This window comes from Avrilella dinanensis (assembly GCF_002807015.1).
Taxonomy (GTDB): domain Bacteria; phylum Bacteroidota; class Bacteroidia; order Flavobacteriales; family Flavobacteriaceae; genus Flavobacterium; species Flavobacterium dinanensis.
In genome coordinates this window covers 1,012,266-1,025,217 of record NZ_NIPO01000001.1, presented here as the reverse complement: position 1 = coordinate 1,025,217, position 12,952 = coordinate 1,012,266, and the positions used below count along the sequence as shown (strand labels likewise).

General features: G+C 35.3%; 12 protein-coding genes. 9 read left to right on the top strand and 3 right to left on the bottom strand.

The features are described from left to right. Positions 1-26: 26 nt before the first annotated feature. Positions 27-443: a hypothetical protein gene (locus tag CDL10_RS04835; RefSeq protein ID WP_133119454.1), complete on the bottom strand. Its 417-nt coding sequence runs from the start codon at positions 441-443 to the stop codon at positions 27-29. Between the two features lie 154 nt (positions 444-597). Next, complete coding sequence (locus CDL10_RS04830) at positions 598-1,575, bottom strand: PhoH family protein (RefSeq protein ID WP_100678646.1); 978 nt, start codon at positions 1,573-1,575, stop codon at positions 598-600. 89 nt (positions 1,576-1,664) lie between these two features. Between CDL10_RS04830 and CDL10_RS04825 the strand changes: the two genes are divergently transcribed. The 5 genes from CDL10_RS04825 to dnaN all read left to right on the top strand — a co-directional run bounded on the left by CDL10_RS04825 (position 1,665) and on the right by dnaN (position 6,477). Then, the gene (locus CDL10_RS04825; protein ID WP_100677491.1) at positions 1,665-2,483 is read left to right on the top strand and encodes an SAM hydrolase/SAM-dependent halogenase family protein; all 819 of its coding nucleotides are present in this window, start codon (positions 1,665-1,667) and stop codon (positions 2,481-2,483) included. A gap of 3 nt (positions 2,484-2,486) precedes the next feature. After that, the gene (locus CDL10_RS04820; protein WP_100677490.1) at positions 2,487-2,783 is read left to right on the top strand and encodes a putative quinol monooxygenase; all 297 of its coding nucleotides are present in this window, start codon (positions 2,487-2,489) and stop codon (positions 2,781-2,783) included. A 93-nt stretch (positions 2,784-2,876) separates the two neighbouring features. Further along, positions 2,877-3,599 (top strand): gliding motility-associated ABC transporter permease subunit GldF, encoded by a 723-nt coding sequence (gldF, locus tag CDL10_RS04815; RefSeq protein WP_100677489.1) that lies wholly within the window; start codon positions 2,877-2,879, stop codon positions 3,597-3,599. After that, complete coding sequence (gldG, locus tag CDL10_RS04810) at positions 3,596-5,272, top strand: gliding motility-associated ABC transporter substrate-binding protein GldG (protein ID WP_243389292.1); 1,677 nt, start codon at positions 3,596-3,598, stop codon at positions 5,270-5,272. Before gldF ends, gldG begins: the two co-directional genes overlap by 4 nt. A gap of 83 nt (positions 5,273-5,355) precedes the next feature. Further along, on the top strand, positions 5,356-6,477 hold the full coding sequence (gene dnaN / locus CDL10_RS04805) for a DNA polymerase III subunit beta (RefSeq protein WP_100677488.1): 1,122 nt from the start codon (positions 5,356-5,358) through the stop codon (positions 6,475-6,477). Positions 6,478-6,529: 52 nt separating this feature from the next. On the opposite strand, the gene CDL10_RS04800 is transcribed toward dnaN, so the two are convergent. Continuing rightward, positions 6,530-7,372 (bottom strand): universal stress protein, encoded by an 843-nt coding sequence (locus CDL10_RS04800; RefSeq protein WP_100677487.1) that lies wholly within the window; start codon positions 7,370-7,372, stop codon positions 6,530-6,532. A gap of 126 nt (positions 7,373-7,498) precedes the next feature. On the opposite strand from CDL10_RS04800, the gene mnmE reads away from it, so the two are divergent. The 4 genes from mnmE (at position 7,499) to CDL10_RS04780 (ending at position 12,949) form a co-directional block, all read left to right on the top strand. Next, complete coding sequence (mnmE, locus tag CDL10_RS04795; RefSeq protein ID WP_100677486.1) at positions 7,499-8,893, top strand: tRNA uridine-5-carboxymethylaminomethyl(34) synthesis GTPase MnmE; 1,395 nt, start codon at positions 7,499-7,501, stop codon at positions 8,891-8,893. A 139-nt stretch (positions 8,894-9,032) separates the two neighbouring features. Then, positions 9,033-9,467, top strand: a complete 435-nt coding sequence (locus CDL10_RS04790) for a PIN domain-containing protein (RefSeq protein ID WP_100677485.1) — start codon at positions 9,033-9,035, stop codon at positions 9,465-9,467. Between the two features lie 9 nt (positions 9,468-9,476). Further along, positions 9,477-10,784 carry a pentapeptide repeat-containing protein gene (locus CDL10_RS04785; protein ID WP_100677484.1) on the top strand — a complete coding sequence of 436 codons (1,308 nt, stop codon included), beginning with the start codon at positions 9,477-9,479 and terminating at the stop codon, positions 10,782-10,784. Between the two features lie 275 nt (positions 10,785-11,059). Next, complete coding sequence (locus CDL10_RS04780) at positions 11,060-12,949, top strand: DNA methyltransferase (protein WP_100677483.1); 1,890 nt, start codon at positions 11,060-11,062, stop codon at positions 12,947-12,949. The last annotated feature ends 3 nt before the right edge of the window (positions 12,950-12,952 follow it).

The window sequence follows — 12,952 nt, the reverse complement described above, 5'->3', positions numbered from 1 at the left end:
CACTTTATATTTGATCTTGCCGGTAGTTATTTAAACATTTCTTTTAATTCATCTAAATATGAAAATTCCTCATAACCTAAATATTTATATTGAGATTGAATTTCGTTTTTTAATTGCTTGTAGTTTTTGTGGTAAAACTCTGAAATTTTAATCTTTTTTTTATTGTTTTGATAAAAATATAAATATTCATAAGTTCCACCTCTTGAGGGTAACATAGAATATTTCCAACCATCTATTTCTGAAGCTTTATAACTTTTAATTATTGCTCCGAAAAATCGTTTAACTACTATATTGTTTTGGGTAAGCTCGATAGTTATATACTTTGTTCTTAATTCTCCAAACACTAAATAGATAAATGTGAAGATTATTAGTCCAAGAATAAATATTTTCGGAAAAGGCTTATTATCATAATATGAATTTCCAAAGAATGTCGGAACTACCATAAACAATAGATAAAGACATACTATCGTTAATAATAAAACTAAATATGATTTGAATGTAAATTTTGATCTCAATGAATCTTTTCTTTCAAAGTACTGTGTCATGCTTGCAAAACTAATTAATCTATGCATCTGTGGCAACTCAATAAGTTGCTTATTATTGCTTAGTGACAATCTGACTGGCAAATTCATTGGCGTTTTCCACAATTTTATAGGCATCTACAATTTTCTTAACCAATCGGTGGCGTACAATATCTTTGTCGTCCAGGAACAATATGCCGATACCTTCAACATTAGCAAGGATATTCAACGCCTCTCTTAATCCGGAAGAAATTTTTCTGGGTAAATCCACCTGTCCGGGGTCGCCGGTAATGATGAATTTGGCATTTTTTCCCATTCGGGTCAGAAACATTTTCATCTGTGCGTGGGTGGTATTTTGGGCTTCGTCTAAAATCACAAAAGCATTGTCCAGCGTTCGTCCCCGCATAAATGCTAGCGGAGCAATCTGAATAATTCCTTTGGCGATGTAATCTTCCAAGGTTGCAGGCAGAATCATATCTCGCAAAGCATCGTACAACGGTTGCATATACGGATCCAGTTTTTCTTTCATATCTCCGGGCAGAAATCCTAAATTTTCTCCGGCTTCCACCGCAGGGCGGGTAAGAATTATCCGTTTGACTTGTTTTTCTTTCAATGCTTTTACAGCCAAAGCTACGCTGGTATAGGTTTTCCCTGTTCCGGCGGGACCAACGGCAAAAACCATATCGTTTTTCTGAACAAATTCAACGAGTTTTTGCTGATTAGGCGTTTTGGCTTTGACCTGTTTTCCGCCTACGCCATGCACCAAAACCGTATCGTGAAAATTGGCTTCTTTTTGAGGAGCATCGTCCAGAATAAGCCTTTCGATGATGTTTTCATTAATGGTATTGTATTTCTGAAAATATTTCACAACCCGATCGAAACGGTCTTCAAAAGCGTCCATAATTTCGCTGTCGCCGTATATTTTTACCAGATTTCCGCGGGCAACAATTTTCAGTTTCGGATAAAGTTTTTTCAGTGTAGTGAGGTGTATATCCTGTGGACCCCAAAAATCTTTGGGTGTAATCTGTTCCAACTCAATTATTCTTTCGTTCAAAAGCGTCAAATTTTAATTAAAATAATTAGTTTTGTATGTTCAAAGCTAATAAAAAATATTCAGAATTTGTTTAAAATCAGGTCAAATTCATGGCAATTATTACATTAACTACCGATTATGGTTTCCGCGATTTCTATGTGGCTTCGGCAAAAGGTGTTTTGAACAGCCGTTTTCCGGAGGCTGCTATCGTTGACATATCTCATGAAATTGATTTGTATAATATCGGAATGGGAAGTTATGTGCTGAAAAATGCGATTGAACACTTTCCGGATAAAACCATTCATGTCTTTGCCGTTGATGCTTCGCTGTCGCAACGTACAGATTATTTGGTTATGGAATACGAAAATCAGTATTTTATCGCACCCGACAACGGAGCTTTGAGTTTGATTCTGGTCGATGATGAACCGGCGAAGTTATACAAAACCATAGCCACTGGGCAAAAGTCGCTTTTTGCTTATTTTTCCGGATTGATAGAAAAAATTATCGCTGCTGATTTTTCCGGAATCGGAGCAGAAATAGATAAGGAAGGTATGGTGCAATCTACCGAACTGCGTCCGCAAATTTTATCGGAAGGAAATGCGATAAAAGGGCATATTGTCTATGAAGACCGTTATGGAAATGCAATCACAAACGTTTCCCGAAAACTGTTTGAAGATATAGGGCAGGGCAGGGCATTTGAAATGTTGGTAAGCCTGAAAAAAATCAGTCGAATCAATCGTTTTTACGATGATTTTAATACAGCAGATAAGCCGCTGAACGATTATCACGGACAGTTGTTTTCGATTTTTAACCAAAACGATTATTTACAGTTGTCGATTTATAAAGGAATTCCGGGAAGAGGCGGAACGGTTAAAAGTCTTTTGGGGTTGACCTATCGGGATTCGTTTGTTATCACATTTAAAGAATAAAATATGTTTGTAAGAATAGTAAAAATGAGTTTTCACGAAGATAAAATTGATGATTTTTTAGCCAATTTTCACGAAGTAAAAGACAAAATCAGAAATTTTGAAGGAAATAATTTTCTGGAATTATATCAGGATAAAAACAATAAATCAGTGTTTTTTACCTATAGTATCTGGCAAAATGAAGAAGATTTGGAAAACTACCGCCATTCCGATTTATTCAAAGAAGTTTGGAGTTATACCAAACAGTTTTTTAACGCCAAACCCGAAGCCTGGAGCGTAGATAAATTGGTAACTTTGGAGTAATTTATGGTTGGTTGTCGGTGGATTACAAACTAAAATTTACATTCGCTCCAACAACTTTGAACCTTAAAACTGAATAAAACTTTAAACCAACAAATGAAAGCAATATTAATCAAAGAAATCAAATCTTTTTTCGGTTCGCTTACCGGTTATCTGGTTATCGGAATATTTTTGATTTTATGCGGATTATTTCTCTGGATTTTTGACGGAGAGTATAATATTCTGCAAAGCAGATACAACGATTTAGCACCGTTTTTCCGGCTTGCCCCATGGGTTTTGTTACTCTTGGTTCCGGCGGTAACGATGCGGAGTTTCGCCGAAGAAAAAAAACAAGGAACAATGGAATTGCTACTGACCAAACCTGTGTCGGCACTCGAAATCGTTTTAGGTAAATATTTAGGTGCAGCGATTTTGATTCTCATAGCTATTCTACCAACATTATTGTATATTTTCGTATTGCAACCTTATGGTTTTCCGGAAAATAATATGGATTTAGGTAGCACTTTCGGGTCCTATATCGGATTGATTTTCCTGATTTTAGCCTACACCGCCATTGGTGTTTTTGCCAGTACGCTGACCGAAAATCAGATTGTGGCGTTTTTAATAGCTGTTGTCGGTTGCTTTCTGTTTTTTATAGGTTTTGAAAAACTGTCCGAAATGTTCAGTGTCGCATCTGTGGTAGAGAAAATCGGCATGAATTATCATTACAAAAGCATCAGCCGAGGCGTGATTGACACCCGGGATATTGTCTATTTTGTTACATTGTCATCAGCTTTTGTTGCCATTACTCATTTTCAAATTAAATCTTTAAGGAAATGATGAAGAACAGAAAAAACCAGATTTCGCTTATACTTGTTATCGTTTTTTTGGTAGCAATCAACTTGTTGTCGGGAGTGGTGTTCAAACGCTTTGATTTTACACAAGACAAAAGATATACGTTGTCGGAAACCACTCGCTCACTCATTCATGAAGTAAAAGAACCGATGTTGGTTGAGGTTTTTCTGGAAGGTAATTTTCCGGGGGAAATTCGTAAACTGCAAACCGAAACACAACAACTTCTGGAGGAATTTTCAGCGATTAATTCTGATATCTATTTCAAATTTACCAATCCGCACGACCAACCCGATGCCGACAAGTTTCTGGCCGATTTGCATGCCAGCGGAATGAAGCCACTTTCAGTAACGGTAAATGACAGAGGAAAACAAAGTCAGGAAATGGTTTTTCCGTGGGCGGTAATTACTTATGGTGAAAAATATGCGATAATTCCGTTAATGCGAAATGTGATGAGCGTTAGCCTTGAAGAAAATATCAATTCGTCGGTGCAATATTTAGAATATGCGTTGGCAGAAGGAATGCAAAAAGTGATTGTGCCGAAATCTAAAAAAATCGCGATAATCAAAGGCATTGACGCACCCGATGATATTTATTTTGCCGATTTGCTGATGAGTCTTCAGGAAAGCTATTTCATCGCTCCGTTTACGTTAGACAGCATTCAGGCAAACCCCAATAAAACCTTGCAGGAACTCAAAGAATATGAGTTGGCAATGGTCATGAAACCCAACAAAACTTTCTCTGAATCAGACGTGCAGGTTCTTGACCAATACATCATGAATGGCGGAAAAACAATGTGGCTGATTGACCAGGTACAAGCCGAAATGGACAGCCTGATGCAAAAAAGCGAGGCACTGACTTACCCGAAAGAAACCGGACTCAATGAAATGTTTTTTAAATATGGTTTGCGAATCAACCCGGTTTTGGTCAAAGATGAAATGGGAACACCAATCCGTCTGGCGGTCGGTCGTGAAGGTTCGGAAACGGTCTATGATAATTTTATCTGGAAATTCGCTCCGTTTGTGATGCCATCGAGTTCGCACCCGGTAGTGAAAAACCTGGAAGGAATCAAATTTGATTTTGTCAACAGTATCGACACTTTGAAAAACGGTATTCAGAAAACAGTATTGTTGCAAAGTTCGCCGTATTCATCAACGGTTGGTAGTCCGGGAATGATTGGTTTACAGATGTTGAATGAGGAAATCCAACCCGATTTTTATCAGGATAAAGGAAATATTCCGCTGGCAGTTTTGTTGGAAGGCGAGTTTACTTCGACTTATAATAACCGGATTTTACCTTTTAAGCAATCAGATTTTGTTCCGAAAAGCCAGCCAACCAAAATGATTGTGGTCGCTGATGGCGATATAGCGAAAAATCAGCTGGACAATAAAAAATTACCTATGGAACTGGGTTACGATAAATGGACAAACACATTATACGGCAATAAAGAGTTCATGCTCAATGCAGTAAATTACTTGCTGGACGATTCCGGATTGATGAGTTTGCGGAACAAAACCGTTAAGTTGCCATTGCTCGACAAAGAAAAAGTTTACAGCGATTACAGCCAGGTACAAATGCTGGTCGTAGGATTACCATTGATTATTTTGCTGATATTTGCCGGATTGTTCATCGTAATCCGAAGAAAAAAGTATCAAAAATAAACGAGGAAACTATTTTTATATTTGGATTTAAAAAAATATATTTGTACATCAAAACCGAAAAATCGGATAAATTATAAAACAAGATGAAATTTATTATTTCGAGTTCGTATTTATTAAAGCAACTACAGGTGTTAGGAAGTGTAATTAACACCAATCACACGTTACATATCTTAGACAATTTTCTGTTTGAAGTAGATGAAAATCAGTTAAAGATTTCCGCTTCAGATTTGGAAACTACCGTTACAGCCACGCTGGACGATGTGCAATCAACCAGCCAGGCAAGCGTTGCTATTTCGGCGAGATTGTTGCTGGATACATTAAAAACATTTCCTGACCAGCCATTGACTTTTGTTCTGACGGACGAAAATACCATTGAGATTAGTTCAGAAATGGGTAAATATGTGTTGGCATATCTTCCCGGGGAAGAATTCCCGAAAGCGGAAACCCTGGAAGAACCTTCCACAACAATTTTACCATCGAGTGTGTTGGCAACAGCCGTTAGTAAAACCATTTTCGCTGCAGGGAATGATGATTTACGTCCGGTAATGTCGGGGGTGTATTTTAATTTTTCGCCGAGCGGAGTGATTTTCGTGGCTACAGATGCACACAAATTGGTTAAATATTCTCAGACAGCGATTACTTCGGACGCCGAAACAAGCTTCATCATGCCGAAAAAACCGCTTAATATTCTGAAAAATATTCTGGCTTCAACAGACACAGATGTTCGTGTAGAGTTCAACGAATCCAATGCAAGATTTTCGTTTGATAATTACACTTTGACTTGTCGTTTGATTGATGGAAAATACCCGAATTATGAAGCGGTAATTCCGAAAGAAAATCCAAATAAACTGGAAATTTCCCGTACGCAGCTATTGAGTTCTGTGCGACGTGTTGCTGTGTTTGCGAGTAAAACAACACATCAAATCCGATTGAAAATTACCGGTTCAGAGTTGAATATTTCAGCCGAAGACATTGATTACTCAAATAAAGCAGAGGAAAGATTGACTTGTAATTACCAAGGAGATGATATGCAGATTGGTTTCAACTCTAAATTTTTGATTGAGATGTTGAGTAATCTGGAATCAGATACTGTGTTGTTGGAAATGTCATTGCCAAACAGAGCCGGAATCCTTACCCCATTGGAAGGACTGGAAGACGGCGAAAACATTTTGATGTTAGTCATGCCGGTAATGTTGAATAACTAATGGCGGTTTAAGCATAATATAAAATAACCTCTGAAAATCAGAGGTTATTTTATTATAATTCATGCAGAACCATGACGGGTTCATTAATATGGTATGATAATTTCTTGGTAAAACTGCTACCAAACAAACGGTCGAAGAAATTCCGGTTTCTGCGTACCATCGCCAGAATATTAATCTGCTGTTCTCCTATAAAGTCAAATATACTACCTTCTACATCGTTACTTTCAATGATATGGAAAGACACGAAAGATTGAGAAAATCTGTTTTTCCATTCGGTTAATTTCAGTTGAAAATCATCGTCATCAGGCGTGTTCGTGACGTGAATTACCTGTATTGCTGCGTTCAACTGTTCAGCAATATTGATGACTTCTTCCATAGCCGGAATATCTTTGTCTTTGAATAAAGTCGTGAAACCAATTTTTTTAAGACCTTCAAAACGAGCGTTGTGCGGAACGCTTATTACCGGTATTTTTACACCTCTGATTACATTAACAGTATTAGAACCTAACAGTTTCTTTTCAATTCCGGACGCACCGATGGTTCCCATAACAATAAAACTGATGTTTTGTTCATCAATAATTCTTTGGATAATAGGTAGTAATATTCCTCTTTCGAAAACAAAATCCATGGCAACATGGTCCATTTCATGTTTTAGAGCAAGGTCTTGTAATTCTCCCAGATGTTTTTTGTAATGAGTAAGCTCATTCTCTTCCAATTTGTCATAAACATCAAAAATTAAATCAGGTTCGCCGCTACTGGTTGTTGAAATAATCGGCATTTCATAAACGTGCAAAACCAACAATTCAGCATTGAGTGAATGAGCTAATTTTAGTGCATATAGAAAGGCATTGTTGGCTGTTTCTGAAAAATCGGTAGGAAAAAGAATTTTTGTCATCGGTTAAAATTTTGAGAATAAATATAGGAAAAAAACTTGTATAATGGAGGGAAATTGAAGTATATTTTCAGATAAATTCCTCAGATACCAATAAGAATTACTAAATTTGAATAAATCCAGAATATTATGTTATCTAACGATACAATTTGTGCATTGGCGACGGCTAACGGAATGGGAGCCATTGCTGTAATTCGTATTTCGGGACCGGACGCGATTACGAAAGCAGATGAAATTTTTCAGTCTAAATTCGGTAATAAAAAACTGTTGGCAGTAGATTCGCATACAGTTCATTTGGGCTATGTGAAACAAAACAATACTTTGCTGGACGAGGCTTTGTTTACCGTTTTCAAAGGACCGAATTCTTACACCGGCGAAGACGTGGTCGAGATTTCTACACATGGTTCGGTGTATATCCAGCAAAAAGTAATGGAACTGCTCAACCGAATCGGAGTTCGCAATGCTAATCCGGGCGAATATACTTTCCGGGCGTTTTGGAACGGAAAAATGGATTTGTCACAAGCCGAAGCGGTTGCCGATTTGATTGCGTCAGATTCTCAGGCTTCGCACGAAATTGCACTCAAGCAGATGCGTGGAGGTTTTTCCAACCAAATTAAAGAGTTGCGGGAAGAGATGATTAATTTTGCCGCACTAATGGAGTTGGAATTAGATTTTTCCGAAGAAGATGTGGAATTTGCTAACAGGGATAAATTCAATGAATTACTCAATAAATTACAAAACACGCTCAAAAAATTAGCTGATTCTTTCGCTTATGGAAACGTCATCAAAAACGGTGTGCCAGTAGCAATTGTCGGAGCACCGAATGCGGGTAAATCTACTTTGCTCAACGCCCTGCTCAATGAAGAGCGGGCTATTGTTTCCGATATTGAAGGTACAACCCGTGACACGATTGAAGAGGTGCTGAACATCAACGGAATAGCTTTTCGATTTATTGATACAGCCGGATTACGCACTTCGGGCGACAAAATAGAGCAAATCGGGATTGAGAAAACAAGGGAAAAAATCAAGCAGGCAAAGGTTGTGATTCATCTTTATGATGTGCACAGAATGACCGAACAAATGGTGGCTCAGCAGTTGGACGAATTGTTACAAAGTAATAACATCGTATTGAACGTTGCTAATAAAATAGACGAAACTTCAGCTAAAAATGCCATTTCAGATGAGCTGAAAAAAGAATTTCCTGATGTGATTCATTTAGCGATTTCTGCCCGGGAAAATATTGGAATTGAAGAGTTGAAACAAGCACTCAGCAATCAGGTGCAACAGTTGGGAAGCTCGTCTGACGATACGATTGTAAGTAATTCACGCCATCTATCAGCTCTACAAAATACGTTGAAGCAGATTCATAAAATCAGAGAAGGATTACAACACAATCTGCCGGGAGATTTGCTGGCTATTGATATCCGCGAAGCATTAGCTTATCTCGGAGAAATTACAGGAGAAATTGATGTGGACCAGGATATTTTGGGAACAATTTTTGGGAAGTTTTGTATCGGAAAGTAGTAGGTAGTTTGATAGCAGACTTTTTTGTTTGCTCCGTCCTTTTAAATGACCAAATTTTGGAAATATAGGATTTAACTGAAATAGTTAGGTTTTTAACATTTATTTGTATATTGCACTAACCTTACCATAGCAAAGCATAATGAAAATTTTAATTGATACAAACATTCTGATTCATTTAGAAGACAACAAAGTCATTAATGAGAGTTTTGCTCAATTTTACAGGTTAGCAATATCGAATAATTGTAAGATATTATATCATCCTTTAGCTATTCCTAAAGATTTGGACCGTGATAAGAATGTTGACAGGAAGCAAATTACACAATCTAAATTGAGAAAGTACGAAAGACTGATTGATTATTCAAAACCCGATGAAGATTTTAATAAAACGGTAGGATGTAAAAATGAAAATGATGAAATAGACAATTTACAGCTTTATCAGGTCAGCAGAAATTATGTAGATTATTTCGTTACGGAAGATAAAGGCATACGTTCAAAATCCAAAACATTAAATGTTATCACATTCAGACTTGTTAATTATCTGAAAAAGAAAGTAACTTTACGAAAAATAAACTAGATACCGATTTTGAAAAATAATAAAAAGTACATATTTTATATTTTAGTACTCTGCATTAGTATATATGTTTTTTATTCTTTTTTTTCAAGGATAAAATTTTTCTTTGAAGAAACAGCTTTGTGGTTATTTCCCAGTAATGAGGACAGAAATGGAGAGTTTTTAAAAATTGTACTTTCGGTTATTGGAGGTGCGGGTGTTTTATATAGTCTTCATTTAGCATATAAAAGACTTCTTTTAACAAATAAAGGTTTAGAACTTCAATCTGAAGCAATAAATAAACAGAGTGAACAGTTAGACTTGTCAAGAAAAGGGCAAGTTGATGAACGCTTTAAAAATGCTGTTGAACATTTAGGTAGTGATAAAGAACCTATAATATTAGGAGGGGTTGTTGAACTTCATCAAATTGCAAAGGAGGAAAAAGATAAATATTCTGCGGTTGTTTTTAATATTCTTACATCATATTTACGCTCTGTTTTAAAAGTTAGTATTCCAAGAGAAGATGATTTTTCTACTACAATACCACAGACTATCATTGATTTCTTATTTAAAAATGAAGGGATAGATTTGTATAAAAATTTAAAACCTAACTTAAGTTTTTGTAATCTTAATAGTTTAGATATTAATGGTTCTAATTTTACTTCAGGTAATTTTAGTTTTTCTATAATGCCAATGCACATTAATGATGTATCCTTTGAAGATGTAAAATTTGGGAGAACACAATTTACAAATGGAAGATTAAATAATGTAAACTTTAGAAGTGCTGACTTTCACGATAATTTATTTAATTTTTGTGAGTTAAATAATATTGACTTTTATGGAGCAAAATTTTATAGTCAATTTTTTATAAACACTAAATTTTGTGATTGTAAATTTTCTGATATGAATTTTTATAATTCAAAATTTTTATTGTGCCATTTTGAAAACTCCAATTTTATAAAATCAGAACTCTTGAATACTCATTTTTTAGGGTCTAATTTTGTTAGTTCTAATTTTTCTAACAATGAAATAACTAATGTAGATTATATTGGTTCTGGTTTTTTAGACACATCATTTGAAAGTCGATTTTTTAAATGTAATTTTTCAGGAATACAATTAAAATATAATTTTGATTATATTCAAGTTAAGGATATAGAAAAGAATATTGATAAGCCAATAAACAAAACAGGTATTAGAGAATTACCTTTAAATTCATTTTTAGATTGTTACTGGGAGACTTTAACATATAAAGATTACAAGGGCATAGAAAATGAATGTGAAACAATAGTTTCAAAGTGGGAAGAAAAATATAAAAAGGATGAATCAGGAAATGAGAAATAAAAATAAAATACATTTGTATCAATATTTTCCGTAATAAAAAATAACAAATGAACTAAAAAAAGATAACAAACATATTATAAAATATTAGCGTTTCGCTTTAAAATTTCCCGTACTAGAAATACGACCAATTTTTCAAACACCACGGGAAAGGTAAAAGATGAAATGCCTACGGTTTGCGTAGGCGTTCCTTTTGCTTTGTGGTGTGCCTTTGGTCGGGCTTCTAGTACAAGTAAAATAGGAATTAGCCTACGCTCTCTTTTAATACCGTAGCATCAATGAAACTATACCAAACTTTAGAATCCCAACTCAAAAAAGAACCCAATTTTGTAACCGATAACGGAGAACTCAAAAAATGGGTGGTAATTAGCAAAGCTCGAAACTTTGATGAAGAGCTGATTGAATTATTATTAAAAAATCAGGAACTAAAAGATAAATTTTTTGTAACTGTAAAAGATGTTTTGGTTTTTAATCAAAACCTGTTCATTCAGTTTTTAGAGCAGAAAAACTACCTGAACGACAGCTATACCCAATACAAAAACAAAGTCGGTCTGACCATTGACGGTAAATACCTGAAACAACGTAACGAAGTAGCGTTGGTATGGCCTTTTAAAGATTGTGTTTTGGAAGGCGGACAAAGCAGAGAGGAAGACAAACGGGAAGAAATCTTTTTCAATGAGATATTGGCACAAGACGAAATTACCCAACTTTTAGAACCCAAAGTGCTGACTAATGCCAAACGCTATGACAAAGACGGAGAAAAATCCTTTGACCAATTTAACCGCAATGAACAAGGCATTATTACTGACAATCTTATTATTAAAGGTAACAACCTTTTAGCTCTACACTCACTCAAACAGGAATTTGCAGGAAAAGTAAAGCTTATTTACATCGACCCGCCTTATAATACGGGTAATGATGGTTTTAAATATAACGATTCTTTCAACCATTCTACTTGGTTAACTTTTATGAAAAACAGGTTGCAAGTTGCAAGGGAATTATTAAGAAATGATGGAGTTGTTTTTGTTCAATGTGATGATAATGAGCAAGCTTATTTAAAAATATTAATGGATGAAATATTTGGAAGAGAAAACTTTATTGGTAATATAGTTTGGAAGGGAAGAGGAGGAAGACAGGATAGTAAGTTTATAGCCCAAATTCACGAAACAATTATATCTTTTTCAAAAAACACTTCTGAATTAGAACTTTTTAAAGTTACTATAGAGGATACTTCTAGCTATTCATTACAAGATGAAAAAGGGAAATATAAAGTTCAATTGATTAGAAAATGGGGAAGTAACAGTCGAAGAATTGATAGACCTAATTTATATTATGGAGTGCCATTTAAAGAAGAAATAATTTTTCCAATTCTTCCAAATGGAGATGATGGTTGTTGGAGATGGAGTGAAAATAAACTTAAAAAAGCTATTGAAAATGATGAGATTATATTAATTGAGAAAGACGGAAGAAAAGAATTATACGAAAAAATATATGAGAAAGATGGAACAAAACAAGTAGTTTTCAATTCCTGGATTGAAGAATCGTTCTCTGGTCAAGGAGCTAAAACTCTTCAAAACATATTTGATAAAAAAGTATTTGATTACCCTAAACCTGAACAGTTAATAGAAAAAATAATCGAAATATCTACGTTAGAAAACGACATCGTTCTCGATTATCATTTAGGAAGTGGAACAACCGCCTCAACTGCCCATAAAATGAATCGTCAGTATATCGGTATTGAACAAATGGATTATATCGAAACTGTTGCTGTGGAGCGTTTGAAAAAAGTTATTGACGGAGAACAAGGCGGTATTTCAAAATCCGTTAATTGGCAAGGCGGAGGTTCATTCGTTTACCTCGAACTCAAAAAATACAACCAAACCTTTATAGAGCAGATTGAACAGGCTAAAGACACAAATGAGCTTTTACAGGTTTGGGAAGATATGAAAGCTAAATCGTTTCTGAATTACAATGTGGATATTCAAAAACGGGAACAGCATATAGAGGAATTTAAAGCACTCACATTGGCAGAACAAAAACAGCATTTGTGTGAATTGTTAGACAAAAACCAATTGTACGTGAATCGTTCAGCATTTGACAATAAGGAGTTTGAATGTACCGAAGAAGAGAAAAAACTAACCAAAGATTTTTATCAGATTAAAGATTAAGCA